29 protein-coding genes and 1 other annotated feature are annotated in these 26,372 nt (G+C 45.4%); of the genes, 14 read left to right on the top strand and 15 right to left on the bottom strand.

What is annotated here, in order from left to right; all coding sequences use genetic code 11:
- The first annotated feature begins 56 nt into the window (after window positions 1-56).
- Window positions 57-278, top strand: a binding site (T-box leader).
- Between the two features lie 54 nt (window positions 279-332).
- Window positions 333-2,021 (top strand): 2-isopropylmalate synthase, encoded by a 1,689-nt coding sequence (locus tag L2D08_RS00225; protein WP_242231698.1) that lies wholly within the window; start codon window positions 333-335, stop codon window positions 2,019-2,021.
- A gap of 59 nt (window positions 2,022-2,080) precedes the next feature.
- On the opposite strand, the gene L2D08_RS00230 is transcribed toward L2D08_RS00225, so the two are convergent.
- From L2D08_RS00230 to L2D08_RS00250, 5 genes are all read right to left on the bottom strand, one after another.
- Window positions 2,081-3,172 (bottom strand): ABC transporter ATP-binding protein, encoded by a 1,092-nt coding sequence (locus L2D08_RS00230; protein ID WP_309241317.1) that lies wholly within the window; start codon window positions 3,170-3,172, stop codon window positions 2,081-2,083.
- Complete coding sequence (locus L2D08_RS00235) at window positions 3,142-4,866, bottom strand: ABC transporter permease (RefSeq protein ID WP_242231700.1); 1,725 nt, start codon at window positions 4,864-4,866, stop codon at window positions 3,142-3,144. The genes L2D08_RS00230 and L2D08_RS00235 overlap by 31 nt, the downstream gene beginning before the upstream one ends.
- 11 nt (window positions 4,867-4,877) lie before the next feature.
- The gene (locus L2D08_RS00240) at window positions 4,878-5,906 is read right to left on the bottom strand and encodes an ABC transporter substrate-binding protein (RefSeq protein WP_242231701.1); all 1,029 of its coding nucleotides are present in this window, start codon (window positions 5,904-5,906) and stop codon (window positions 4,878-4,880) included.
- Between the two features lie 233 nt (window positions 5,907-6,139).
- A complete protein-coding gene (locus L2D08_RS00245) occupies window positions 6,140-7,888 on the bottom strand; it encodes a methyl-accepting chemotaxis protein (protein WP_242231702.1) in 1,749 nt (582 codons plus the stop codon).
- A 117-nt stretch (window positions 7,889-8,005) separates the two neighbouring features.
- Window positions 8,006-8,461 (bottom strand): GNAT family N-acetyltransferase, encoded by a 456-nt coding sequence (locus tag L2D08_RS00250; protein WP_242231703.1) that lies wholly within the window; start codon window positions 8,459-8,461, stop codon window positions 8,006-8,008.
- A gap of 303 nt (window positions 8,462-8,764) precedes the next feature.
- Between L2D08_RS00250 and ytvA the strand changes: the two genes are divergently transcribed.
- Window positions 8,765-9,556, top strand: a complete 792-nt coding sequence (gene ytvA, locus L2D08_RS00255; protein WP_242231704.1) for a YtvA family blue-light photoreceptor — start codon at window positions 8,765-8,767, stop codon at window positions 9,554-9,556.
- 48 nt (window positions 9,557-9,604) lie between these two features.
- Here ytvA and L2D08_RS00260 read toward each other — a convergent pair whose 3' ends face one another.
- Entirely contained in the window at window positions 9,605-10,594 is a 990-nt protein-coding gene (locus L2D08_RS00260; protein ID WP_242231705.1) for an S-layer homology domain-containing protein, read from the bottom strand.
- A 550-nt stretch (window positions 10,595-11,144) separates the two neighbouring features.
- On the opposite strand from L2D08_RS00260, the gene L2D08_RS00265 reads away from it, so the two are divergent.
- Window positions 11,145-13,190, top strand: coding sequence for a bifunctional diguanylate cyclase/phosphodiesterase (locus tag L2D08_RS00265; RefSeq protein ID WP_242231706.1), 2,046 nt, complete (start codon window positions 11,145-11,147; stop codon window positions 13,188-13,190).
- 106 nt (window positions 13,191-13,296) lie between these two features.
- Here the strand turns inward: L2D08_RS00265 and L2D08_RS00270 are convergent, their stop codons facing one another.
- The 3 genes from L2D08_RS00270 to L2D08_RS00280 all read right to left on the bottom strand — a co-directional run bounded on the left by L2D08_RS00270 (window position 13,297) and on the right by L2D08_RS00280 (window position 14,934).
- Window positions 13,297-13,890: a hypothetical protein gene (locus L2D08_RS00270; RefSeq protein WP_242231707.1), complete on the bottom strand. Its 594-nt coding sequence runs from the start codon at window positions 13,888-13,890 to the stop codon at window positions 13,297-13,299.
- Window positions 13,891-14,168: 278 nt separating this feature from the next.
- Window positions 14,169-14,369, bottom strand: a complete 201-nt coding sequence (locus L2D08_RS00275) for a hypothetical protein (RefSeq protein WP_242231709.1) — start codon at window positions 14,367-14,369, stop codon at window positions 14,169-14,171.
- Window positions 14,370-14,445: 76 nt separating this feature from the next.
- Window positions 14,446-14,934: a hypothetical protein gene (locus tag L2D08_RS00280; RefSeq protein WP_242231712.1), complete on the bottom strand. Its 489-nt coding sequence runs from the start codon at window positions 14,932-14,934 to the stop codon at window positions 14,446-14,448.
- A 300-nt stretch (window positions 14,935-15,234) separates the two neighbouring features.
- On the opposite strand from L2D08_RS00280, the gene L2D08_RS24415 reads away from it, so the two are divergent.
- Window positions 15,235-15,330, top strand: coding sequence for a hypothetical protein (locus tag L2D08_RS24415; protein ID WP_375337551.1), 96 nt, complete (start codon window positions 15,235-15,237; stop codon window positions 15,328-15,330).
- Here the strand turns inward: L2D08_RS24415 and L2D08_RS00285 are convergent.
- The 4 genes from L2D08_RS00285 to L2D08_RS00300 all read right to left on the bottom strand — a co-directional run bounded on the left by L2D08_RS00285 (window position 15,291) and on the right by L2D08_RS00300 (window position 17,349).
- Window positions 15,291-15,428 carry a hypothetical protein gene (locus L2D08_RS00285; RefSeq protein ID WP_242231713.1) on the bottom strand — a complete coding sequence of 46 codons (138 nt, stop codon included), beginning with the start codon at window positions 15,426-15,428 and terminating at the stop codon, window positions 15,291-15,293. The two genes, L2D08_RS24415 and L2D08_RS00285, sit on opposite strands and share 40 nt — an antisense overlap.
- Before the next feature lie 137 nt (window positions 15,429-15,565).
- A complete protein-coding gene (locus L2D08_RS00290; RefSeq protein ID WP_242231714.1) occupies window positions 15,566-16,426 on the bottom strand; it encodes an alpha/beta fold hydrolase in 861 nt (286 codons plus the stop codon).
- A gap of 265 nt (window positions 16,427-16,691) precedes the next feature.
- Window positions 16,692-16,892 (bottom strand): hypothetical protein, encoded by a 201-nt coding sequence (locus tag L2D08_RS00295; RefSeq protein ID WP_242232051.1) that lies wholly within the window; start codon window positions 16,890-16,892, stop codon window positions 16,692-16,694.
- Window positions 16,873-17,349: a 2-thiouracil desulfurase family protein gene (locus L2D08_RS00300; RefSeq protein ID WP_242231715.1), complete on the bottom strand. Its 477-nt coding sequence runs from the start codon at window positions 17,347-17,349 to the stop codon at window positions 16,873-16,875. The genes L2D08_RS00295 and L2D08_RS00300 overlap by 20 nt, the downstream gene beginning before the upstream one ends.
- Before the next feature lie 116 nt (window positions 17,350-17,465).
- Here L2D08_RS00300 and L2D08_RS00305 point away from each other — a divergent pair, with 116 nt between their 5' ends.
- From L2D08_RS00305 to L2D08_RS00315, 3 genes are read left to right on the top strand one after another with little or no spacing between them, the layout of a single operon-like run.
- The gene (locus tag L2D08_RS00305) at window positions 17,466-17,924 is read left to right on the top strand and encodes an OsmC family protein (protein ID WP_242231716.1); all 459 of its coding nucleotides are present in this window, start codon (window positions 17,466-17,468) and stop codon (window positions 17,922-17,924) included.
- A gap of 12 nt (window positions 17,925-17,936) precedes the next feature.
- The gene (gene hemG / locus L2D08_RS00310; RefSeq protein ID WP_242231717.1) at window positions 17,937-19,331 is read left to right on the top strand and encodes a protoporphyrinogen oxidase; all 1,395 of its coding nucleotides are present in this window, start codon (window positions 17,937-17,939) and stop codon (window positions 19,329-19,331) included.
- A 6-nt stretch (window positions 19,332-19,337) separates the two neighbouring features.
- A complete protein-coding gene (locus L2D08_RS00315) occupies window positions 19,338-19,478 on the top strand; it encodes a hypothetical protein (protein ID WP_242231718.1) in 141 nt (46 codons plus the stop codon).
- Window positions 19,479-19,518: 40 nt separating this feature from the next.
- On the opposite strand, the gene L2D08_RS00320 is transcribed toward L2D08_RS00315, so the two are convergent.
- Window positions 19,519-21,240, bottom strand: a complete 1,722-nt coding sequence (locus L2D08_RS00320; RefSeq protein ID WP_242231719.1) for a methyl-accepting chemotaxis protein — start codon at window positions 21,238-21,240, stop codon at window positions 19,519-19,521.
- A 304-nt stretch (window positions 21,241-21,544) separates the two neighbouring features.
- On the opposite strand from L2D08_RS00320, the gene L2D08_RS00325 reads away from it, so the two are divergent.
- Both L2D08_RS00325 and L2D08_RS00330 read left to right on the top strand, forming a co-directional pair.
- The gene (locus tag L2D08_RS00325) at window positions 21,545-23,200 is read left to right on the top strand and encodes a sensor domain-containing diguanylate cyclase (RefSeq protein ID WP_242231720.1); all 1,656 of its coding nucleotides are present in this window, start codon (window positions 21,545-21,547) and stop codon (window positions 23,198-23,200) included.
- 87 nt (window positions 23,201-23,287) lie between these two features.
- Window positions 23,288-23,425 (top strand): YvrJ family protein, encoded by a 138-nt coding sequence (locus L2D08_RS00330; RefSeq protein WP_242231721.1) that lies wholly within the window; start codon window positions 23,288-23,290, stop codon window positions 23,423-23,425.
- 138 nt (window positions 23,426-23,563) lie between these two features.
- On the opposite strand, the gene L2D08_RS00335 is transcribed toward L2D08_RS00330, so the two are convergent.
- The gene (locus tag L2D08_RS00335; protein ID WP_242231722.1) at window positions 23,564-23,860 is read right to left on the bottom strand and encodes a winged helix-turn-helix transcriptional regulator; all 297 of its coding nucleotides are present in this window, start codon (window positions 23,858-23,860) and stop codon (window positions 23,564-23,566) included.
- Between the two features lie 132 nt (window positions 23,861-23,992).
- Between L2D08_RS00335 and mgrA the strand changes: the two genes are divergently transcribed.
- The 5 genes from mgrA to L2D08_RS00360 all read left to right on the top strand — a co-directional run bounded on the left by mgrA (window position 23,993) and on the right by L2D08_RS00360 (window position 26,358).
- Window positions 23,993-25,021, top strand: a complete 1,029-nt coding sequence (gene mgrA, locus L2D08_RS00340; RefSeq protein ID WP_242231723.1) for an L-glyceraldehyde 3-phosphate reductase — start codon at window positions 23,993-23,995, stop codon at window positions 25,019-25,021.
- 139 nt (window positions 25,022-25,160) lie between these two features.
- Window positions 25,161-25,376 carry a DUF1659 domain-containing protein gene (locus L2D08_RS00345; protein WP_242231724.1) on the top strand — a complete coding sequence of 72 codons (216 nt, stop codon included), beginning with the start codon at window positions 25,161-25,163 and terminating at the stop codon, window positions 25,374-25,376.
- Between the two features lie 16 nt (window positions 25,377-25,392).
- Window positions 25,393-25,605, top strand: a complete 213-nt coding sequence (locus tag L2D08_RS00350; protein ID WP_242231725.1) for a DUF2922 domain-containing protein — start codon at window positions 25,393-25,395, stop codon at window positions 25,603-25,605.
- A gap of 120 nt (window positions 25,606-25,725) precedes the next feature.
- Window positions 25,726-25,989, top strand: coding sequence for a hypothetical protein (locus L2D08_RS00355; RefSeq protein ID WP_242231726.1), 264 nt, complete (start codon window positions 25,726-25,728; stop codon window positions 25,987-25,989).
- Between the two features lie 30 nt (window positions 25,990-26,019).
- Window positions 26,020-26,358 (top strand): DUF3139 domain-containing protein, encoded by a 339-nt coding sequence (locus L2D08_RS00360; RefSeq protein ID WP_242231727.1) that lies wholly within the window; start codon window positions 26,020-26,022, stop codon window positions 26,356-26,358.
- Window positions 26,359-26,372: the final 14 nt, after the last annotated feature.

The following is a 26,372-nucleotide window of genomic DNA, read 5'->3' on the forward strand; positions in this document are numbered from 1 at the left end:
TCAATTCTCATTGACAAATCAGCCAATCGATAATACGATTGTAAAAAATGAAACGATAAAACGCTTTGATTGGGAGCATTAAGGAATCGTGGTTGTCAAGAGAGCTGCCGCTTTGGTGAAAGGCAGTCAATCGCATCCCCAACTCGCCCATGAGCGGCAAAGCTGAAACGGCAGTAAGCTTTGACGGACGCCCCGTAATCAGCCTACAAGCGGGTTTATGCATCTGCATAAACCAATAAGAGTGGTACCACGGAAGGTTAACGCCTGTCGTCTCTTTATTAGAGATGACGGGCGTTTTTTATTGAGCCCGATACAGGAAAGGATGACACAAAATGAAAAATGTAAACAAATACACGCGCAATTACTTTATGCCGCCGACAACAAGCTTAAAATGGACACAAAAAGAGTACATCACCGAAGCTCCAACATGGTGCAGTGTTGATTTGCGTGATGGAAACCAGGCACTGATCATCCCAATGAACCTGCAGGAAAAACTAGAATATTTCCAAGTGCTTGTGGATGTTGGTTTTAAAGAAATCGAGGTTGGTTTCCCGGCTGCATCCGAAACCGAATATACATTTCTTCGTACATTAATTGAACAAGATTTAATTCCGGATGATGTGACGATTCAAGTGTTAACGCAGTCACGTGAGCATATTATTCAAAAAACATTTGAATCGCTTCGCGGTGCAAAAAGCGCGGTCGTTCACTTGTACAACTCTACTTCCCTTGCACAGCGTGAGCAGGTGTTTAAGCGTTCTAAAGAAGAAATTAAAGAAATTGCAGTCAGTGGCGCAAAGCTGCTGAAAAAATATGCAGCTGAAGTAGAAGGGAACTTTAAGTTCCAGTACTCGCCGGAAAGCTTTACGGGTACGGAAATTGAGTACGCGCTTGATGTGTGCAACAGCGTCCTTGACGTGTGGCAGCCAACCGCTGATAACAAAGTGATTATCAACCTTCCAGCTACTGTTTCTATGTCTATGCCGCACGTGTATGCGAGCCAGATTGAATTCATGAGCGAAAACATGAAGTACCGTGAAAATGTGATTTTATCTCTTCACCCACACAATGACCGCGGCACAGGCGTTGCAGATGCAGAGCTTGGCGTACTCGCAGGGGCGGATCGCGTAGAGGGCACACTGTTTGGAAACGGTGAACGAACTGGAAATGTAGATATCGTCACGTTAGCGCTTAATATGTATACACATGGCGTAGATCCGAAATTGAATTTGGATAACCTGCCGGCGATCCAGGAAGTGTATGAACGTGTTACTCGCATGACGGTTCCAGACCGCCAGCCGTATGCAGGCAAGCTTGTTTTCACCGCTTTCTCAGGTTCACACCAGGATGCGATTGCGAAAGGCATGAAATGGCGTGAACAGGAAGAACGCGAGCATTGGACCGTTCCGTATTTGCCAGTGGATCCAGAAGATATCGGCCGCGAGTATGAAGGCGAAGTTATCCGCATTAACAGCCAGTCAGGCAAAGGCGGTATCGGCTATCTTCTTGAACAGGCATACGGCTTTGAACTTCCGCCAAAAATGCGTGAAACACTTGGCTATAAAGTGAAAAACGTGTCTGACCGCAGCCAAAAGGAATTGATGACAAACGAAATTCACGACATCTTTATGGAGGAATTTGTAAATGTAAGCGAGCCGGCTAAGCTGATCGATTATACATTTGAAGGAAAAGATACCGTGAATATTACAATTGAAGTAAACATGAATGGCCAGTCAAATGAATGGCACGGCAGCGGAAATGGCCGCCTGGACGCTGTGAACAATGCGATCCAAAAAGAGCTTGGCATTTCCTATAAAGATTTAACGTATAAAGAGCATGCCCAGGAAACCGGTTCACAGGCCAATGCCGTTTCTTACGTGAGCATTACGTCCGACAATGGTGCTGTTTACTGGGGCTGCGGTATCGACCCGGATATCATGAACTCATCTATTAAAGCCCTGTTCAGTGCTGTAAACAACTTGTTGAAAGTAGAACAAGAACGCTTTGCAGCAACAAAATAATAGTAAAAACCCGTTCCCGGCTCAGGAACGGGTTTTTATGCTTCAAAAAAGCAGCTCCTTTAAAGGGAAGCTGCTTTTTGCGATGGTTCTGCTTTCACGCTTAAACTGACCGTGTCTCCTATTCCGTACTTTGGTTGAAAAACAGACTGGTGGACAGTCCAGTTTTCATTTTCTACTTCAACCGTATAGTGTATTTCCTTGCCTTGATATTGAACCGTCAGAACCGTTCCTTTTAAACCTTCTTCCTTTTCTCCAGCCAGCTTCCATTGTTCAGGGCGAACCGGGCATAGTCCCTCTTCTTTTAAAGACTCCGTTACTCCGATGTCCGGCCACCTTTCCCAGGGAAATTCATTTGGAATGAAAAAATCCTGCTCCCATTTTCCTTTTACCATATTACACTTGCCAACAAAGGAAGCGACAAATGCGGTTTCCGGTCTTGTGTACACAGCTTCCGGTGATCCTATCTGTTCAATTTTGCCATGATTCATTACCACAATTTTATCGGCCATTGCCAATGCTTCCCCCTGATCATGGGTCACATATACAACGGATGCATGGGTTTCACGGTGAATACGCTGAATTTCATTACGCATTTCCACGCGCAGTTCGATATCCAGTGCGCTGAGCGGCTCGTCCATCAGCAGTACATCTGGCAGCGGTGCGATTGCCCTTGCCAATGCTACCCGCTGTTTTTGACCGCCGGACAGCTCAGCCGGGTAGCGGTCGAATAGCTGCTCAAGCCCCACCAGTTTTAATACCTGCTGCGCTCGCGCCCCTATATCCTGCTTCCACTCATCACGTGTATGGTGATGATGGCGGAGCGGAAAAGCCACATGTTCATACACCGTCATATGCGGCCAAAGCGCAAAAGACTGAAAAACCATACCAATGTTTCTTTTCTCGGGCGGAACAAGCCGTTTTTTCGAAGCAGCCAGAAAGCCGTCTATATGGATATCTCCTGAAGAAGGCTTCATAAAACCAGCCAAAAGCTTTAAGAATGTTGTTTTCCCGCAGCCGGATGGTCCAAGAATAGCGGTAAATTCCCCTTTTCGTATGCTCAAATCCATTTCATGCAAGGCAGTAAAGGAGCCATACTGTTTTGTTACATTGTTGACTTCAATCATTGCTTTTTCATCACCTTTCGCTCCCACTGCCTGCTCAAAGCGGTAAAAAGCAGGCCGCCCGCTAAAATGGCCAGCACAAGCACGCTTGCAAAAGCAGTGGAATACGTTGTATAGCCTGCTTGTTCATAATTAAAAATCACAACACCAATCGTTTCCGATCCAGTTGACCAAAGCAGGCTTGAGACGGTTAATTCCGTCAGCACCATTAAAAAAACAAGGAGCGCGCCGCCGGCAAGTCCCGGAAATAGAAGCGGCAGCAAAATCCGCCGCCATTTAACCCAGCCATATGCACCAGATACCTTCGCCGCTTCTTCCATAGAGGGATCCACCTGCAAAAGTGCCGTATAGCTGCCTCTAACCTGTAAAACAAAAAAACGGGTAACGTACGCAATAAGCAAAATCCAAACGGATCCGTAAAGGCCCGGATTCCAGCCTGGGATTGGCTGCATCCATGCAAAGATCATGCAAAGTGCCAGCACCGTGCCTGGCAATGCATAGGGAACTGTCACAAACAGCTCCATCCATTTTGCAAGAAAGCTATCTCCCCGGTAGCGCAGATAAGCCAAAGCAGTGCCCGCTACAAGACAGATGCCCATCGTGAAGACTGCCAGCCATACACTGTTCCACAAGGCAGAGCCAGTTTTGGCATCTTCTAAAAACACATAATAATAGTTTTCGAGCGACAAATTTTCAGGGCGGAAGGGGAGCCCATATGCTTTAATAAGTGAAAGTGCCCCCATGGCAAGAAACGGCACCAGGCTTGTCACCCCCAAAAACAGCCATATGCCCGCTTCAAGAAGCTGCTGCGGGCGCGGAGCCAAATAAATACGCGGATTTGTATCACGCACTACGGTTTCGGTGACCCGGCTTTTTTTCAGCAGCAGCCATTGTAGAAAGGTTCCGGCAAGTGCAATGGCGCCAAGCAAAACAGATAAAACGGCAGCGCGTGCAAATGATGATGGACCAAATCCAGCGATCTGCTCATAAATATAAGTGCTGAGCACACGAATATTGGCGGGGATCCCTAAAAAAGCGGGAATGCCAAAGTTGTCTAGATTGGTTAAAAATGCAAGGAGGCCGCCGCCGGCAATACCCGGCAGGGCAAGTGGCAGCACAACTTTCAGCAGAACATGTTTTCTGCCAGCTCCAGACGTTCTCGCTGCGTCTTCCAGCTCCCGCGGAATTTTGCGGAATACATCTACTGTAAACAAGTATACAAGCGGGTAATGAGACACTCCCAGCAGGAAGATGATGCCGCCCATGCTGTATAAATTGGGCGCCCAGCCAAACAGTGAAAACACAGGGCCGCTTTTTCCTAAAAATTGAATCCAAGCAAGCGTCGTAATATACGATGGAATAATAAACGGCAGAAAAATAAATAACTGCATCCATCGTTTTCCACGCAAATGAACATAGGCCATAATCCAGGCCATTGACACACCGAGTACAAGCGACAGTATAGTGGAGCCTGCTGTCGTATATAGGGTATTTCTAACAGCTGTCCATGTAGCTGTTTCTTTCCATATACTTTCATAATGAGCCGAGGACCACGCACCCTTATCAAGCACACTAAGAAGGAGAAGACGAAATACGGGAACAACAAATACACACACAACAAGCAGTAATCCAAGTACCATGAGCCATTTTTTCGTTCCAAAGAAAGAAGAGAAAGAAGGGGCTTCCCTTCTTCTTTCCGGTGCGGCTGATTGAGGTGAAATCATTCTGCTTACCTTTACTGCTGGCCAAACATGCCGCCGAACAGCTCCTTGTCTTCTTCACGTGCTTTTAAAAGCTCTGACGTATCTGATGTAAGCACATTGAGTTCCTCTACAGTCCGCAGCCCTTCCGGTGCCTCGATCCCTTCCCGGATTGGCGTATAGCCAATTTCCGCTGCAAGCTTCTGCCCTTCTTCAGATAAAACAAAGTCCACGAAGGCTTTAGCGGCTTCTTCGTTATCGGTGTTTTTCATAATGCCGACCGGCTCGGTGATAACCGGCACGCCTTCTTCTGGATAAACAAATTCAACCGGCGACCCATCCTGCTTTGCACGTGCCGCTACAAAATCAACAACCATACCATATGTTTTCTCACCAGATGCAACGGCTTCAAGCACACCGCCGTTTCCTTTCGTAATGCTCATTTCATTGTTTTTCAAGCCCTTATAGAAGTCCCAGCCTAATTCCTCCTGCCGTGTGATCACACCTAAATTGTAGGCAGCAGCGCCTGAATAAAACGGGCTTGGCATAATACTTTTTCCTTTTGCTTCCTTACCGTCCAGCACGCTCCAGCCCGTTGGCATTTCGGCCACTTCGTTTGTGTTTACGACAAGTCCGGTGGCCATAACTTTTGTTCCAGTATAAGTGCCATCCGGGTCTTTAAAATCATCGGGGATGTGTTCCGCTTCTGAAGACTCATAATTCATCAGCATGTCTGCTTCTTTTAAGCTTTCAAATGTGACTGCATCGGCAACAAGCAGCACGTCCGCCTGTATACTCCCTGCCTGCTTTTCTGCCTGCAGCTTGGAAATAACTTCTTCTGTTCCTGACCGGAATGTTTCCACTTTCGCTTCCGGATACTTTTCTTGAAATGCCGTGACAAGTGCCTGTGCATCTTCATCAGGCTGTGATGTATAAAAGCTGAGTGTGCCTGATACACCCGATTCTTTTTCACCACCCGCTGCTTCCCCTGGCTGCAGCGCCTCCTGGGAACATCCTGCTGAAAGTACGGCTAGTGCCAAAGCTGGCAAAACATAATGACGCATAAAAATTCCTCCGCTTCTTTTCACTCCATTTTCTTGTCATTTATTGTAACGGTTCATTGTGAACGAAGAATAAAACAAAAATAAAAGTTATGTTGAGTTCTTGTAAACGAATGGAAAATCGAAAAAAGCTGTATATCAACGGTTTGGAGCTGATTGTAAAGACACTGTAAAAAAATGTTCATCTTTCTTAAAATAAAAAGCAGCCTTTTGAAAAGGCTGCTCGCTAATTATAGCTATAAAGTAAATTTTCGGTTTAATTCATCCAGCTCGCCCGACATAACCTGCAATTTATCCACCTGGCTTTGTGTCACTTCCGCCAGATGATTCATTTGTTCGGCGGATGCTGTTACTTCCTCAATACCCGCTGCATTCTGCTCGGAAATAGCGGCTACTTCCGTCAGGGCATTAGACATCTCGCTTTGGCGTGTGAGCACTTCTTGAAGACGGCTTTGCATTTTTTTGATAGCATCATCCATAGAATGAATTTCCCCTGTAATATCCTTAAATGCTGCTCCGGTTTGATTCAATCCGTTTTTACTTTCTTCCACCTGCTGAAGTCCCTGCTCCAGGAAAAAAGCCACTTCATTCGTCATTTCATTTACACTTTGAACGATACGCTGAATTCCTTGAACGGATGTAGATACTTGATCAGAAAGCTTTCGCACCTCTTCCGCCACTACGGCAAAGCCTTTTCCTGCATCACCGGCACGTGCCGCTTCGATTGCTGCATTCAGCGCCAGCAGGTTTGTTTGATCCGCGACTCCGCTTATAAAAGAAACGAGTGCCTGGACTTCATTTGTTTTTGCTTCGAGCTCTGTTACTTTTTGAACGGATTGGCGTACTGTCATATGCGTTTTGTCCATTTGGTCAATCGCTGATGTCATCAGCTTCTCGCCTTCTCTCGTTCTCTGCATAACTTCATTAGATGAGCCCGAGATCGCGCTGCCCTGCTCTGCCGTTTCTGAAACAAGAGAAGAAAAGCGATTCATGCCTTCTGAGATGCCGGCTGCTGCTTCAGCCTGCTGCTCTGTGGCGGTTGCCATTTCCTCCATTGTCACCGCAATTTGGCTGCTCGATTCTTTCATATGGTGAGACATTTTATATAGCGAATCGCTTTGGCCCCTCACCTCTACAGAGTGAAGCTGAATGTCTTGAAGCATGCCTTCAAGCGTCTTAATCATGGTTTGAATCGACCCGCTCAGAACACCAATCTCATCATTGGAAGCTGCCTGAAACGCCTGTGTTTCCTTTTTGGCTTCATAAATGTTTCCATTTGAAACAAGCGCTGCTGCCCGATTTAGCCTTGCAAGCGGGTTCAATCGTTTCGTCAGGAAAAAGAACAGGATGCCCAGCAGTAAAGCGAGTGCTCCTAAAAGTCCTGCTATAAGCAGCGGAATAGAATTCTTCATGACGTTTTGGACAATGTTTTTTACAATATTGGCTTCTAGATCTACACCAAGCACCCCGACTACATTGCCGCTGGCATCTTTAATAGGAGCAAAAGCAGACATGTAGTCGCCGTAGTCTGGATCACTCACAATCTCTGTGGCAGCTGTTCCTCCTTCAAATACAGCTGCTACGTCCTTATAGCCCGTTGCGGTCGTCGGTTCTCCGATCGCCACGGCATCTTCCGCTTTTGCCATGCCATCTACCATGATACCAAGTGAGTCCTGCCCGTCTGCCTGCAATGTATATACGTACATAGCACCAATTTTTTCCCGATAGTCATTGAGCTGAATACGCAGCTTTTCATACGTTTGATCTTTTTTTGGGTTTTTTAAAAAATCACTGTACACTTCGGGATCAATGCTTTCCGCAATCCGCTCGGCATGCAGAACAGCCGTTTCGCGGACAGTTTGTTCAATCGCTTTTTTCGTATTTATGTACATAAACGATCCGATCAAAAGAAACAAACCAATCAACAGAGCTGTAACTAGTCCGATGACGGTCCGTTTCAAGGATCCTGCTTTTTCCCTTTTCATTGTATTCCTCCTCACTCCGTTATTTGCTATATCCTTTATTACATCGGTTTTTATGAAGCTTTTTAAAGAAGCAGGCAATTGTTCTTCTAAAAAATATACGTTTTGGCTGTGACCCTTTTAGGTAAGTGTCATGGCCATTCGAATCATATCACGGCATTGAATGCCGTTTTCCCAAATTTCTTCTTTGTAATGTCGAAGAAAAAAATCGCGGTCAATGCTGATCATGCGAAAGCCGCACTTCTGATAAAAAACAATCTGAGAAATGCTTGAATTACCAGTACCGACTTCCATTGTTTGATAACCCCCGGCTTTGGCCTGTTTAATCGCGTGTTCCATAAGCAGCCTGCCAATGCCGGTTCCTTGGCGGGTTTCCTCTACAGCAATATTGACAAGCTCTATTACTTCAGGATTAACAGGCAGAAGGATATACACACCAATGATTCTGCTTTCTTCTTCAAGTAAAAAGCACCGTCCCCGTTTTACATATTTCTCTACGATAGACCGGGAGGGATCTGCCAGCAGCAGCAGCTTATAAGGCGGTGCTTCCAGTGGTTGAAGCAGGCGAATGTTCATCGAATCGCCTCCTTGTAAACGCTATCTTTCTTTTGGAATCGCTTGGTCAGAAAAGAGAAAAAATTCCTATTCCCTCTACATATTATTTTCATAAACACAATCATCAATATCATACCATATTTACCTTATTACACCTCAAAAAATCCTACCTTTTTTAAAGGTACATGCCGTTGCACCATACTTTTAAACTACCAAAGCGTTTGAATAAAGCAAAAAAAGGGTATAGAGTCATGGATAGACTTTTGCATATTCGATTATTAACCTGCCGGCATATAGGGACTGGGCACGAATAAAGGAGAGCTTATGGAATTTTTACAAGAAAAGCATGCTTCCTCATTATTGGTTCATACATTGGACCTTATGGAAAACGGGGCTGTTATCACAAATGCTGCTAAACCTGACAATCCCATTATGTTTGTCAACAAAGGGTTTGAACGCGTAACAGGGTATTCAAAGAAAGAAGCAGTCGGAAGAAACTGCCGGTTTCTGCAAGGAGAAGAAACCGACAAAAGCAGCATCTCCGAAATGAGAAGAGCGATTAGGCTTGTACATCCATTTGAACGTACACTTTTAAACTACCGTAAGGACGGCACACCGTTTTGGAACCGGATCAATATTAAGCCGGTCCGGCTGGATAACACGCTTTATTTTATTGGCCTCCAATACGATGTGACAGATAAAATGAACTTGAATGTAGATATTGAAGCGGCAAAAAAAGAAATTGAAGATTTATCTATCCCCATTATTTCTCTTGATGATGAGACGATGGTCGTGCCGCTTGTCGGCCAAATGGATGCAAACCGGTCTTTTCTGCTTATCGATAAGCTTTCTGGCAAACTGTTCAAAACAGAAACGGAGCATGTGATTGTGGATGTGACCGGGCTCTATCTGGATTCTAGTATGACGGAGGAATGGATACAAAATCTTCGAAATACCGTTCGGCTGCTGGGAGCGGAGCTGATCGTCAGCGGCGTTTCTCCCAAAATGGCCTTTTACTTTAACCGGATCATGAACGATATCGCTGACATGCAGTTTTACTCCAGTCTGCAGGTGGCGCTCGGCAGCATTAAACGGAACCGGCCGAACAGGGTGTAAAAACTACATAGAAAAAAGCACTCCAAATATGGAGTGCTTTTTATTTTCTTATTGAGCGGCTTCGGTCGCTGGTACACCAGCAGGCTGTTCAAATGATTCTTTTACATTTGCGCTCGATGTAGCTGTAACCGGTTCAAAGTTAAACGGCGCTATAATTTCTTTTTCAAAATCACTAACCAGCATTGTGCCTTTCTTGCCCGTTAAATCTTCATGACGGATGGTTAATGTCATACGATCTGCTGACAATGTATAAGACGTGGGATTAATTTCGTTTTCTGTTCCATCACTATAATCAAGAGAAAAGTAAAGCAGGCTGGCAATTTCTCCTGGTGTATAATCGTCTGGTACTGCTTCCTCAAAAACAACCTGTGTAGAGGTAGCTGATGTAACAGTCGCTTTGACTGGAACTGGATAATACAAGTTTTCAAATTCAAACATAACCGCAGCATAAAGCAGGCTTGCAAACTCGCCACGAGTAATGTTTTGATACGTGCCATAGGATGTTGCTGTTTTTCCGTTTGTAATACCTGTGCCGTATAAAGCCTCGATATACGGCTGGAATACACCGCCTGCGTCTGTAAACGGCGTTTCTTCCGCATAATCTTGAAGTTCAAACGCAGTAACAAGGAACTTTGCCATTGCACCACGGCTCAGCGGCTCGCCTGGCTTGAATTCCGTTTTCGTTACACCAGAGACAACTCCGTATTCTACAAGGGCATTCACCGAACCTTTAATCCGAGTATTTAAATCTTTAAATCCAGCATCCGGCGCGCTTTCTGTATCCAGTCCAAGCAGATTGGAAAGAATAACGGCAGCATCTCCGCGCGTCAGCGTCTGCTGTGTGCCAAACTTTGTTTCGGATACACCGTTAATGGCTTCGATCATATATAAAAACTCAACCGCTTCCGCATATCGGTCCCCGACATCTTTAAAAGGAAATTCATAATCTGCATGATCTGCTGCGCTTGCAGGTGCTGAGAAGCTTGCAACAGTGACAGTAGCGGCAGTAGCGGCGGTAAAAAATGTGTACTTATTCAAGTATGCTAGTCTCCTATCTAGGTGTGTTGAGCTGATTTTAGCATTTACAGGCAGACACGTAAATAGTTCGCTAGCATTGGAAAAATGAGTATGCTTCTAAGGTATAATGGCACTTGTTGAAAACAAGGATCAATTTCATTTTTTCGGCTGTTTTATAGGTTCTTTGTAACAATCTCTTATTCTATTTTCCTTAGAACATTTCACCTAAACATGAAATCATATTTACTGCAGTTCGCCATTTTAGAAAAAAGCTCCGGTTTCGTATTCACTATCTCTGGCCAGCAATGACTGCATCGGCTGCAGTCGGTTTTATTCCTTCCGCCTTTATTCCAGTGTATGAAACAGGGAGAAGAATTCGCTGAGAAAGACATCGGTTTTTATACATTTCAGCATATAGTACCTTTTTTGTGTGTTTTTACCTAATTTGTTTTATTTTTTACAACAAAACAAAGCTTGTTATCTTTTTTAATAAATAGGTTTTTCTTCCTAGAAAAGAGGGGGGAATTGACCGATAATACAGATAGGACTGTGTAGAAACGAGGAATTCTTTATGTTTACGTTATCCGCTCCATCGGGATATATTGAGCTATCCGGAAATCATTCACCTTTACTTGTGCTGCTGTCCATTTTCATTGTATGCCTGGCTTCCTATACGGCTCTCTCGCTCAATGAACGAGTGCGAAAAAACAGTTTTTTCCACCCGTCGATTTGGCTGCTTTTATCTTCTCTCTCAATGGGATTTGGGATTTGGTCTATGCATTTTATCGGTATGAGTGCTTTTTCCATGCCCATGGAGATGCATTTTGATTATGGCTGGACCTTTCTTTCTATTGTGCCGGCGATTCTCGCTTCTTTCTTAGCGTTTTATTTAGTCAGCCGGCCCAGGCATTCTCTTTTTTCGTTTGTTCTTGCCGGTTTGACAATGGGGATTGGAATCGCAGCCATGCATTACACTGGCATGGCTGCAATGGCTGGAAATGCCATCTACCGGTATCACCTTGGCCTGTTTGTTTGGTCTATTATCCTGGCCATCTTCGTGTCATTTATCGCGCTATACGCTTTTTCCCGGTTAAAAAAGTTAATGGAAAAATGGACGTTCAAGCTTGTTACGGCTCTTTTAATGGGAGTGGCCGTTTCAAGTATGCATTACACCGGTATGGATGCGATCACTTTTTTTGCCTTACCTTCCGCTATAAAAGGCGGCCATGCTGATCATGCTAGTATGAATATGCTCATTATGCCGGTAACCGCCGGAATGTCTTTTCTGCTCGTCCTGTTGCTGTTTTCGAGCATATTAGACCGGTATATTGATTACCGTATCAGCTATTTCGACGGACTTACCCGTCTGCCTAACCGTCGCTTGTTTGAAAAAACACTCAATAAACCAGCTGAACGAGGCAGTTTAGCAATCTGGCATTTCGACAATCTTGAACAAATTAACCAAAGCTACGGCTATGCGTTCGGAGAGCAGGTTCTTCAGCAGATTGCATGCACGCTGCGGGAAGCGCGTCCAGGCTTTACCGATTTATATCGGATTGATGAAAATCGCTTTGCTTTTCTTGCTCCGGCAGTTGAACCGGATATTTTAGTTCAGGCGATGAAAACAATCGCATTAAAATGGAAGGAACCTATAGAGATCGAGGAAAAATGGATTGAGCTCGCTTCTGTGTGCTCCGTTTCTTCGGTCAGCGGGACAAATACGACTCATCAGCTGTATGCAGAAGCGATGGCTGTATTGGAGTATCCCCTTCTTTCATACAATCATGACGTTGTTTTATATGACCCGGCTGTTCATGCCTTTTCCGTTGAACAGGAGATTTTAGGGGGACTTACAAGGGCAATGGAAAAAGACGAGCTTTTCCTTGTCTATCAGCCTAAAATCATGGCAGATACAGACCGGCTTGCCGGATTTGAAGCACTCATTCGCTGGCGTCACTCTGAACATGGGATGCTGTCGCCAGGCATTTTCATTCCGATTCTCGAACAGCATCATCGCATCAACGAGCTGACAGACTGGGTCATCGACCGGGCGGCCCGGCAAATTGCTGAATGGGACAAATGTGGACTTCCTAATCAAAAAATTGCTGTAAATATTCCAGGCGAGTACGTAACATCGCCCCGTCTAAAGGCGGTTTTAAAAAAAGTGCTTGAACGTTACCATGTGGATCCGAAGCAGCTTGAGCTTGAGATCACAGAGACAAGCGTGGTGCAATCTGCTGAAAGTGCCATCCGGGCGATCGGCTCGTTCCGCGATCAAGGATTTTCTGTAGCGCTTGATGACTTTGGAACAGGCGTATCGTCACTGTCTTTTTTGCGTCAGATGCCGATTACAACGCTCAAAATTGATAAATCATTCGTTGATCGGGTCCCGCTTTCAGAAAAAGATTCTGCTATTTTAAATGCCATTATTACACTTGGCCAGTCGCTGAATTTGCATATTGTCATTGAAGGGGTTGAAAAAGCGGAGCAGGTACATTTTTTAACTGAAACCGCCCGTTCCCTTATTGTGCAGGGCTACTATTACGCCAAACCAATGGTACCGGATGAGCTTGCCGAATGGCAGACCCGTTTTTCAACGGCAGCCGGCGTAAATTAATCCATTATAAAAAACGGCTGTCTCTCATCGAGACAGCCGTTTTTTCTTTTCATTTAAAATAGAAACCACGACTGCAAGCCGGGCGGCCAATGCTTGTTTTTCCTCGCTACCTGGCTGCTTCTATATAAATAAGCATTCCCCAGTCTGCCTGCTGAATTGATTCCTCGGTTGTGGAGCTTGCGGCTCCGTTCACTTTGATCATTCCATATCCCCAGACGGCTTTTCGTTCACCCGGTTTGATCTTCAAGCCTTCGTCGTCGGCATTCTCAGCAAGATCAGCTGTCCAGCTTATGGATGTGTCACTTGGAACATCAACGGATGAAGAAAGCGATAATTCATTGCCATTACAAGCAATGGTTACAAGCCGGCTGTTTTTATTTGACAGATCGGGCTGAAGCGAGAAGCTAACCTCTTTAATGTCCCCTTGAGGATCATTCGACAGCCGACTGCCTTTCTGCGCTATTTTGCCGTTTTGCCATATATCGAATGTAATAGCGACATCGGACGGCTTATTTAATATAACGGCATCGCCTTGAATATGGAGGTGTGGCTGTAAAGCTTTTTCTCCTCCTTTAAATAATTCACTGGCTTTGACAATGATCACTTCTTCCCCTGCCTGCTTTTTTTGCTTTAAATCCTCTCCCTGTGAACAGCCAGCAAGCAAGAAACCCGCTGCCAGTATACATGTCCATTTCTTCATTTCTTCCCTCCAAGATTCTGCCTGCACTTGAACCGTATAAGCGGAATCACCCCGCTCTCCTTGTCCAATTGTGATATACGTATTAACATCCGGCTGGTCCAGCAGAAAAAAATAATTTTCTTAACGATGCTGCCCCCTGCTTTCACCGATTACCGCACCTAACTTGTGATGGACAACTTCGCTGCCCGGGAAGGAAGATATTTTTTGTTTATATCCTTCCTGCCCCCAAACAAAAAAAGAAGCAGCACAGCGGCTGCATGTAAAAAGGATAAAACGGCTTAGTCACGCTTTTTTTCCTCATAAGGATGTTCATGTTTTGTTTCTTGCTGACGTTTATAGGAATGCGAATCAAAAGACTGGCTGAGCTGAAGATCATCATACGGCGTGTAGTAATTGTCCGGCAGCGACTTCTTTTTAACAGCTTTCACAACCAAAAATATGGCAACGGCCACAATCATTAGAATAAAAAAGGCTGGCATCTGATCGCTCCCTCCTATGGGTGTCACTACTATTTTATACCATTTTTGGAGCAGAGACCATAATTATTTCCAGCTTCTATGATTCTCGCCCGGCAGTTCGGTCCAAAATCCGGAATACAATAGCCGCTAAAAGCACAGCTGACAAAAATAACAGAAACGTATTTACATTGAAATTTTGATGATTGATATGAATGGAAAGCCCGGTTGTAATATCCTGTACGTACTGTTCGTCCCATGTGCCGTAACGGTTTAAAAGTGCCTGCCTGATCACGCCGCGGTATGCTTCAAGTGAATGATGCCGGTAAAAAAGAGCCGCTGCTAAATGGGTAAGCAACAGAAGAATACTGATGCAATATGTTTTGGCTTGAAAAGGGCAGCGGCGCAGCAGTGTCCACCAGAGTACTGTCATCACAATAAACAAAGGAATAAGTCCTATTAAAATCAGCAGAGCGGGATTGCCGTTACCGGATGAGGCCCCGGGAGCCGGCGTCATCCAGTACCCCAGCATAAACAAACCAAACACGATCAGTGTGAGGGTGCATAACGTTACCTTTACCGCTTTCATTCCATCACCTCTTCACCAGCATACCTTTTTTTCAATTTTTTGTAAATTCCATTTTAAAGAAAAGCTGTCTTTACTAAAGACAACTCTTTCTGTTCTATTTTCCATACACCTAGGCTTCTGCCACGTATCCTTCTTTTATAGCGGTTTTCACGAAATGATTGTTCATTTCTCCTTTTTTATTATTATATTAACAAAACCATCAAAAGCAGGCGGCTTCGCATACAGACTGAAAAGTATGGCGTTTCCAATGAATCTTGAAGGCATGCCCTGTCGCTTCTGGCACAAATTAACTTTTCAGAATTGACGGCACTTGATCCCTATCCCATTCATGGACTGCTGGCCTTTTACGTGGATTATTATGACGATTTGATGGCGCTGATTTTGATGATGTTGTAAGCATAATCCTCCGGAAGCGGCGGAATGAGCCCGGCAGCAAAAAGCAAAACGGCACGAACAGCAGCACATTTCTCACCGCTTTTACTCCTTTGATTCATTCTATACAGCTTGTCCACCTTGATTTTTCAAGATGCTCCTTCCGCTGCAAACGCCGTCTTTTGTAAACCATCAAGAGTTTATAAAAGACGGCGCTGCTCCTTTCAGTGACGATTGCTGCTATCCCTAAATCAGCCGTTTAGGTAATCACCCCATCCGCTTTTAAAAAAGCGGCGGCATCCCGGTGAACCTGCTCCGAGCCCCTGCCGAGCCAAATCAAATGCCCCCATGTGTTGTACAGTTTCAATGCAGCAGAAGGAATATGCACTTTTGCAAAATAAGCGTGAGCTGTAGATACAGAGCGGTCGTTCAAGCTTGCTTGAATGAGTACCGGACAGGAAATACGGGAAAGATCCTTTTCTGTAACCATTCCGGAGCTTTTTAAATCCATAAGAAAACCTGTGCCAGACCGCTGACGGCAGTTCATTTTTCGCACCTCTTCGATGTCCTCTTCTTCCACAAGGTGCTTTCCTTCTGCATACGTAAGCGTGCTGAGTGAAAAAAACATTGGCCTAAACGACAGGCGCGGAAATGCAGTGCCGATAACTGAAAGCAGCTTCCACGTCATCCACTCGAACGGGGGGCGAAAAATAACCTGAGAGGTTTTGTATTCGGTATGTTCAGCAGTCAGCCATTTGCCGACAACTGCGCTTTGCAGGGTTAAAGTCCGTACTTTTTCTGGATACAAGCCGGCAAACTTAACAGCGGTTGGCCCGCCGGCTGATATGCCAATGACATGCACCCGGTCAATGCCCAAATGATCCAGCAGTTCAGCGTAGCGTCCGACCGCTTCCTCCAGCGGGGCAGGCGTTGTTAAACCATAGCCTGCCCGCGACGGTGTCACGAGCTGAAATCCACGCTCTAAGAGAGGTGCATAACCAAATTCCTCGTAGCAGTTGGAATGCCCGCCATGCACAATGAGTACCGGCGTTCCGTTTCCAACCTTTGAATACTCAACGATATAGTCGTTTGTTTCATATGTTCCGATAATTCGATTCAACCTGCTTCCTCCTTGTCGAACTAGCCGGGAGATCCATACGCTGTATAAACACTTTTGGCTTCTCCTCTTTTTGGTATAGTCTTTCCCATTGAAGTCCGTTTCTCATGCTCACACCGATAATTTTTCCGCTCCTTAACAAACACTTCAAGCCTGTCAGCCTCCCATGACCCGGGCAAACCCACAAAAAGCACCCATGGCTCCAAGCAGGGCAAGTCCGAGAAGTACAGCACTAGTCGACAGTATCAGCGTGCGCGCCATCTGTTTCTTAAGCCGCACGAGCGGTATAAAAACGGTAAGAATGCTGAGCGCGGTAAAGCCGGCGAAAGCCAGCCATGCGCAAAAGAAGTGAAACATCTACGATAAACAGGATGGTGAGAATACACTCTGCCAGGAAGAAAGTGCCCAGCACCCCAGGTTTCATACGATCCACTTCTTCTTGACCAGCATTATGCCGGATGAACATCATCGTCTATCTCATCCGAAAAGGCTTCTTCCGAGAGCACCCGAATACCATGCCGCCGCAGCAAGGCCGTTGTGACTCCGGTTCCCGCTATTTTTTCGCCTGAGAAGCTTCCATTGTAAATAGCCCTGCTGCCGCATGACGGACTGTTTTCTTTTAACACGGCCGCCTCCGCTCCGATTTCCTGGGCGGTTTTAAGTGCTGCCTTCGCACCAGCAACGTACATATCCGTTACATCATCTCCAAAATGATCGATCACTTTGGCCCGCCCATCGAGCACATCTTCTCCTGTTCCGCCGACAATTTCAGCCGGCGGACGCGGCGTTTGAAATCCCCCCAATAATTCCGGACATACCATCACAGCTTTTTTCTCTTCAACGAGCTGGCGGATTCGTTTATCCAGCCGGTCTGTCCCGTTATAACGCACTTTCATACCCGCCAGGCAAGAACTGACTATGATCATGTTTCTCACACCCCACTTGCATGTCTTTTCCAAAGAATAACATAAAGAGCGGGCAAAAGCGTCTCTCCCGCTATTTTGGGCGAAATGATTTACACTGGAGAAAAGGAGTGAATGTCATGGCAAAGCATATCTTTACCCTAACAGCTGACTGGCCGGGCGGACGCAACGACAGCGGTACGATCCAGTCTGGCCATTTAAAAACGAAGGTGTCGATTCCTCCTGAAATGGATGGTCCCGGCATTGGCACCAATCCTGACGAGATGCTGCTTGGCGCAGCGGCCACCTGCTATATTATTACGCTGGCGGCAATGATGGAGCGCAGCCGGCTGGAGAAATCATCTCTTACAATGACCTCCGATGGTGTAGTGGACGTAACAAACGGCGTGATTACATATGAACGCATCATCCATAAGCCGCAGATTGTGCTGCCGGCGGATGCAACAGAAGCGGATGTGCAAAAAGCGCACCGGCTGGCAGAAAAAGCGGAATCATCCTGCATGATCAGCCGTGCTGTTAAAGGAAATGTCGAAATTGAACTGAAGGCTTCCGTTCAAAAAGTGCTATCATCGTCTTGAGGAGATGAAATGATGAAAACAGTTGTTATAATTGGCGGCGGCATTACGGGCGTGACCGCACTTTATCACCTGACAAAAGGGCAGCCGGACTGGAACGTCGTGCTCGTGGAACAAAACGAGACACTTGGCGGAAAAATCCGGACAGTCAAAGAGAAGGGGTTTACGATTGAAACAGGGGCGGATTCGATGGTCGCCCGGAATGCCGGCGTTCTGCCACTCATTGAAGAGCTGGGTCTTGGAAATGAGCTTGTCTATAATGAAACTGGTGTATCTTATTTATATACAGATAATACTCTTCACAAAATTCCTGAAGAAACGGTGTTTGGCATTCCAACAAGCATCGAATCGCTGAACGAAAGCACGCTTCTGTCCGAAGAAGGAAAGCGAGCGGCACTTTCTGATTTTGATAAACAAGACAATCCGTTTGGCCCGGAAGATTCAGTCGGTGACTTTTTAACCTATTATCTTGGCCCTGAGATTGTCGAGCGACAGATCGCTCCGGTTCTCTCCGGCGTTTATTCCGGGAATTTGAGTAATTTAACGATGAAGTCAACGCTTCCCTATCTGCTTGATTATAAAAACGAATACGGCAGTATCATCAAAGGGTTTTCTGCCAATAAAGAAACGTTTCTCGGTGATAAAGCACGAAAAAAATTCGTTTCCTTTAAAAGCGGACTCGGTACACTGGTCGACCGGCTCGCAGAACGTTCACCATCGGCCCGCATCTTAACGGGCACAAAGGTAATAAGCCTTCAAAAAACAGGAAATGCTGTTTCGGTTTCGCTTCATACCGGGGAATCGATCCTAGCCGATGATGTCGTACTCGCCATCCCGCACGATGCGGCGCAAAAGCTCTTAAATGATCCGGTGCTCGATACTCATTTTAACGAGCTAAAAAATTCTTCGCTTATCTCGGTTTATTTAGGGTTTAACCTGCCAGACGAACAGCTTCCAGCGGATGGGACTGGCTTTATCGTAACGCAAGGCACCGATTTAACGTGTGACGCCTGCACGTGGACAAGCCGGAAATGGACGCACACGTCAGCGGAGCGTAACTTGCTCGTCCGTTTTTTCTATAAAAGCTCAAATCCGCACTATTCTTCTCTTGCGCGTTTGACTGAAGCAGGGCTTACCGAGGCGGCCCTTTTGGACCTGCAAAAAAGCCTTGGCATTCATGAAGTACCAACGACCGTCCATATTACATTATGGACGGATTTAATGCCAAATTATCACCTCGGACACAGTCAAGCTGTAGCAGGGCTTTCTGCTGAACTTAACCGGCATCACCCGCATCTGCATCTTGCAGGCTGCTCTTATTTTGGCGTTGGAATCGGAGCCTGCATCCAAAACGGCAGGCAGATCGCGCATACCCTTTCTGAAAACGGGGACACTGCTCATAAGGAGTGATGACCTGTGGAAAAAAAAACATACGATGAACGATTTGAAGAAAATACGAAACAAATTCAAAGGGAAAAGAACGAGCGTTTAGAAGACAAAAGCCGTCTGCCAGACGACCAAAATCGTATGAAAAGCGTAGAAAACCGGCGCACATAAGGAACAAGCGGCACTCTTTTATGAAGTGCCGCTTGTTTTTTTAAAGTTTAAACTTATGTGCCAGTCCATCAAGTTCTTTCGCCATATGGGCAAGAGATTGAATGGAACCCGACATGTGCTCGGTTAAGCTGCTTTGTTCAACCGCAATAGCCTGTACATGTTTTGTGCTGTCTGCCGATTGGGCAGCTATCTGCGCAGAATCTGCTACCGAAGCAGCAATTTCTTCGGAAGAAGCGGACATTTCTTCTGATATAGAAGAAACCTCCTCAATTTGGCGTGCAATTTCTTCTATTGAAGACAAAATCCTTTCAAAAGCTTCTCCCGCTTCCCGAACAAGCAAAATGCCGCTTTGCACGTTTTCTACTACTACATTCATTCTGTCAACAGACCGATTGGTGTCTTTATTCATATTCGTAATCAGCAAGGAAACTTCTTTCGCCGACTGTGCGGATTGCTCGGCCAGCTTTCGCACTTCCTCTGCCACGACTGCAAAGCCTTTTCCATGCTCTCCCGCTCTTGCCGCTTCGATTGCCGCATTCAAGGCAAGCAGATTTGTCTGGGAAGAAATATCCTGAATCACTTGAAGGATGTCTGTTACTTCAACGGACTGCTGCTCCAGCTGCTTGATCGCTTCGCTTGACTGCCCGACAGATTCGTTAATGTTATGCATTTGCCCAACAACATCTGTCACTTTTTGAAATCCGCTTTCAGCCTCAGCCAGCGTTAAAGAAGCCCGTTCCGAAACAACTGAGCTGGATGCGGCTGCATGCTGGATACCTTGGGACAACTCACTCATCACGCCAGCACTCTCCTCGGCCCGTTTACGCTGAATATCGGTCCCTGATGCAATTTGCTGCATAGATGCTGTAACCTTTCGGCTTCCCTCGCTGATTTCACGCGCATCCTCTAACAGTCCATCGGATGTTTTCACCAATTGCTCCGTGCTATCGTTGATTCCTCCGATTACCTTTTTTAAATCATGGACCATTCCTTGGAAAGCTTCCGTTAAAACACCAAACTCGTCTCTTGAGCTGGGCTTGATATTGGAAGATAAGTCTCCGCTTTTTACCCGTTCTACTTCTTTTGTCAAACGCTTTAACGGCTTTGTTAAATAGTGGGTCACAAGAAAAATAACGAGCAGGCTTAAAAGGAGGATAAGCCCGGTCAGGAGAATCAAATCGATTTTGTTAGCATGCATGGTTTTGTAAGCTTCACTGGCATCAAAATCTGCCCCGATCAAACCGATTACCCTGCCATCTCCAGCCTTGATCGGTACATAGGTGGTCACCAGCGCACCATAATCGTCTGTGCGGCTCATCTCTGTTTGAACTTTCCCTGTTTCGAATACTCGATTCATCATGGCGTAGTATTCTTCGTTTTCTTCTATTTCTCCAAGCCCGGACGCATTTTCATCCCCATTGGGCATGCCATCAACCATATAAACATAACGATAGCCATCCCCTTCCTGCTCACGAGCCATTGTATACAGATATTCTAAACCATTCATTTCTCTTAACTCATTTAAATTGGCACGCAGTTCCTTGTAATAAGCGGTTTCGTCTGATTCTACCGTTATGTTCTCATATTGTGCTGGATCAATCATGCCAGCTGCACGGCTTGCGATATTTTCCGTTACACTGCTGAGTGAATCTTTCGCCAGCTGTTGTGCAGCATGATAACTAACAAATGAAATGATCATGCAAGCCAGAAGAACAATCACTGAAAAAATAAAGAGCATTTTTCCTTTTATGCTTTTCCTCACGTTACCCTCTCCCTTTCTACTCTATGTTTATTTTAGGTGTTTTTTCCTTCGCGCCAGCTAATAAATACGGACTAACGAATCATAAAGTTTCAAAAAAACTAGTTATTTATTCTTTAAAACATGAAATAATAGGCATCTATTCTATTCAATAGTATACAACCAGTTCTTTTTTCACACAAAAAGAAATGTTCAGCCTAGTTTAGAAAACTAGCTTTTTTTTGCATATAGGAGCACAGGAAAAATCGATACCGATCTAGTAAATTTGTTACAATAAAAGCAGAGAGAGGCAGTGGAGGGAGAAAAAATGAAGCCCTTTTCACAGATATTTAACGGGAGATCCATGACACTAAAAGGACGCTTTTTGACCGGCATTTCAATGTTGATTTTGTTTGGCGGACTGTTGTCTATCTTCCCTTTATTGATTTTTGTTCAGGAGCAGCGTGAACACGATGCTTTTACCAATTTAAATAAATCCCTGCAAATGCAGAATGAATTTATCAGCGAATGGCAGGATGAGCTGACACGTGATATTAACTATTTAAGTGAGCTTCCGGAGGCTTCAAACGCCGATAAAAGCTTTTATGAAAAACTGGAGCTGCTTGGCAACAATCGAACGCTTTTTTATGATTTGTTTTATGCCAACAGGAATGGGCGTATTTTATACAATACCAATCCTCGGGCAGAAACGAGAAAAATCAATGTGTACAACACGCCTTATTTTCAAGAAGGCATGGAGTGGCATACCTTTACAACCGGTGTGCGGCTGATTGGCGAGCGAAACATCCGCTCAATTATTTTTTCCGCTCCCGTTACTAGTGAAAATGGCCAGTTTGGCGGAATCCTTGCTGGAATTGTCCTGGTGAATGACATTCGCCATATTGTCGGTGACTTTGCATACGGGAAAACAGGAAATGTGTACCTTGTTGATAAAACGGGCACCGTACTAAGCGCCTCCTCCCGCACGTTTCCTGTATCCCTAAAAAACACAAAGCTGTTTCAAGACGCGCTTCAGCGGAAAAACCGGACCGAGCCCTATCTCAATGCGAGTGGAATAGAATCTATCGGCCAGTATACGTGGATTAACGGAGAGGAATGGGTGCTGATCAGCGAAGTGTCTACGGCGGAAATTGAGCAGCCGTTTCGGGATACACTTTTTTTCATGAGTATTATTTTACTGGTTATTTTTGTTATTTCTTATTTTTTTATACGCCGGTTGATCGGCCGGATCACAGAGCCGATTCAAGCCCTGCTCGAAGGAACCACCATTTTGCGAAAAGGCCATTACAGCCACCGAATTGATGATCAGGTATTCGCAAATGCGTCCAAAGAGTTCAGCGAGCTTTGCGGTGCATATAACGATATGGCACGTGACCTTCAAAAAGAGCAGTCACTCCGCCTGCAGGCAGAAGAAGAAATGCGCCGGACCAATGAGCAGCTGCGGCGCTTGTCATTCAGTGACAGCTTGACCGGCATTGGCAACCGCCGCTTTTTTGATGACATGCTAGCCCTGTCATGGAAAAAAGCGTTTGAGCTGAAAGAGCCGATTTCTCTTCTTCTGCTCGATATTGACTTTTTTAAAAAATACAACGACCGATACGGGCATGATGCCGGTGACAAAGCGCTGCAGCATGTAGCAAGAGCAGTAGATGAGGTCGTAAAAGAAGTCGGGGCTGCCGCTGCACGCTATGGCGGCGAAGAGCTGGCCGTTATTTTGCCGCCTGGCGTGCCGGTGAGGAGTTTCAAACTTGCCGAACAAATCCGCCTGGCAGTTGAACGTCTTGGCATTTCGCATGAAGACCATAAAAACAAAGTGATTACGGTTAGTATTGGAGGCGCCGCTCTTGCGCCTCAGCCTGGTGACCACCCGTCTCTTTTAATACGAAAAGCAGATGAAGCTCTTTATGCGTCAAAGCGCAAGGGACGCGCCCGGACTACAACCTATGAATCTGTAACACTGTGAACGGTTCCGTTCACAGTGTTTTTTTCAAACGGGGTTTCGAATTGAGCGCGTTCCCTGTATATAACTATTAGAAAGGAGGATGGTTTGATGGAGACGATACTGCCGCTTATCCAGGATGTCGGCTTTCCAATCGCGGTGACTTTTTACCTTTTGTACCGGATTGAAACGAAGCTTGATGGCGTCATTCAGTCTATTCAAAATCTGCCCGATAAAATGAAAGAATAAAAGAAAAAGCAGCTCTCCTTTCTAAAGGAGGCTGTTTTTCATGGCAACGGCTGGATTTCTGCATGGCCAGGCCGGAAAAAGTAGTTTTTTGGTCTTCATAACAAGTAGTCCGCTCCTGTTTACATATTTCTGGTTCTCTCATCTCCACTTCGCGCCCCACAGCTTCATTTCTTTAATAATCTTATGAAAATCCTGCCCTTTTTCGGTTAACGTATACTTCGGGTACACAGTCCGTACGATAATGTCATCCGCTTCTAGACGGCGAAGCGTATCAGACAGAGATTTTGGACTGATCCCCTGGACAGCGCGTTCAAGTTCTCCAAACCGTTTCGTTCCGCAGAACAATTCCCGCAGAATTAAAAAAGACCATTTGGATCCAATGATACCGGGTGCCCATTCAATCGAACATTCAATAATCAATTCTTCTTTACTCATATCTACCTCCCTTACTATCTTTTTGATAGTACCTATACCATACCCTATTACCTTTTAAAAATTTCACTACTTTTCAGCGAGAAATGAAAGCGTTACACTGAAAGAGGACTATGAGACAAAGGAGACTTTTATATGAGCTACCTAACCAACTCCGATCATTACCTGGCAAATCCTGACCGTTACAAAGGCAGCATGCAGTACCGTCGAAGCGGAAAATCAGGTCTTCTTCTCCCCGCCATTTCACTGGGCCTCTGGCACAACTTCGGCGGTGTTGATACATTTGAAAATGGCCGGGCAATGCTGCGCCGGGCGTTTGATCTCGGCATTACTCATTTTGATCTTGCCAACAACTATGGACCGCCGCCAGGCTCCGCTGAGGCTATGTTTGGAAAAATCATGCGCAGTGATTTTGCTCCGTACCGCGACGAAATCATTGTCTCTACCAAAGCCGGTTATTATATGTGGGAAGGCCCTTACGGTGAATGGGGCTCAAAAAAATATTTAACCGCCAGCCTGGATCAAAGCTTGAAACGGATGAATCTTGACTATGTGGATATTTTTTATTCTCACCGCCCAGATCCGAATACACCTTTAGAAGAAACCATCGGGGCGCTGGATTTATTTGTCCGCCAGGGAAAAGCTTTGTATGTCGGAATTTCGAGTTATTCTGCCGAACAGACAGCCGAAGCAGCAAGCATTGCCAAGGAACTTGGCACGCCGATTCTCATTCACCAGCCGTCTTATTCGATGCTCGAGCGCTGGATAGAAGACGGCCTGCAGGATGTACTGGATGAACACGGCATTGGTTCGATCGCTTTTTGTCCGCTGGCGCAGGGACTGCTGACAAATAAATATATTCACGACGTACCTGACAATTCTCGTGCCGCTAAAAGGACCGGATTTCTGGAGAAAGAGCGGATTACCGATGAAGTCCGGGCACGAATCCGTGCTTTAAACGACATGGCTGCGGAACGCGGCCAGTCGCTTGCCCAGATGGCTCTAGCCTGGGTACTGCGTAACGGCCGGGTCACTTCAGCCCTGATTGGCGCAAGCAAAGTAAGCCAGATCGAAGAAAACGTAAAAGCACTCGAAAATCTTCACTTTTCTAATGAAGAGCTTTTAAAAATTGATTCCATCTTAGCGCGTGGCATCAATGCCTGACAGCGGCCATCCCCCTTTTTGGGGGATGGCTTTTTATTTAGATATTATATCTGTCTCGCATACATCCTATCTTTTTTTAAATAAGGGTATCGATTTTCCTTTCTTCCTTGTACATAAAGGGTGAAAGGAGGGGAAAACAATGGCACAAGCAACTTTAACGAAATCATCACTGCGCCTTACCTTTGACAATGGCGTAGATGAAAATGGCAAGCAGCTGTTCCAAACAAAAACATATTCAAACGTAAAAACAGATGCCACGCCTGATCAGTTCAATGCTGCCGCTGCAGCGATTGCCGGGCTGTCTGCACGGCCGCTCGTATCCATTGAGCGAAACGATACTTCAACTATTAACTAAAAAGGAGGAATACTGTATGGCTAAAACCCTACAGCTTCAATTCACTACTGCCGGAGGCGGCACGTCCAGCCTCACGATCGACACACCGGTTGAACCGGTGGATGAGACAGCCGTTGCGCAGGCGATGAACGCGATTATCACATCCGGCGTTTTTATGGCCTCCACCGGCTTATTCACCGCTGCCAAAAGTGCCAGCTTGATCGACCGTGAAGTAACCGAGATTTTATAATCGTCAAGCCTGCCCGATTTAAAACGGGCAGGCTTTTTCGTACGATTGAAATTGATTTTAAAAATATCTATTTACAAAAACTCCCCTTTAGTGTATTTTTACACTAAAGGGGAGTTTTTAATGAAAAAATATTATATTTTCTTTTCTATTATCTGCTTATTTGGTTATTTTTCTATTCCTTTTCTTATGATGACTGATGTGTTTTTTTATACGTTCGGTGAATTTTCCATTTTTTTAATGGGGCTGTTTCCATTGCTTGGTATTCTTTGTGCTCTTTTAGGAAAAAGAAGACGGACTGCGCGTATCAGCATTCTGTTAAACAGCCTGGCTTTTTGTTTTTTATTTTTGCTCGTGTTTCTACGAACAGGCGTTGTACCGATGTAAGCAGTAAAAAAGCAGACTGGAGTGCTGAATATGACAAAATGGATTGTTTTATTTCTGTTGGCCGCTGATCTTGCTTTCTATTTGTGGGACCCTCGCCCATTCAAAGAAAAACAAGTGAAACAGGAAGTGCTCGCTTATTTAGAAAAAAGCCAAGGCTGGAGTGAAGATGACCTTTTATCTATTAAAGTCGTTGATGACTGGATGTCAAACGGAACACCATGGCGGTATCGTGTTACCGTGGTGCGAAAAAAGGAACCAGAAACTCAATACGAGTTTTACAGTGAAGAAAACGGCCAGGTAAAGCTTTTTTCTATACCGTCCCAAAACGGCGTGTTCCTGCTGGAGCGTGCGAATAACTTCAATCATTGAAACAAACCAGCACA

This window comes from Domibacillus sp. PGB-M46 (genome assembly GCF_022668875.1).
In the GTDB taxonomy this organism is placed as follows: Bacteria; Bacillota; Bacilli; order Bacillales; family Domibacillaceae; genus Domibacillus.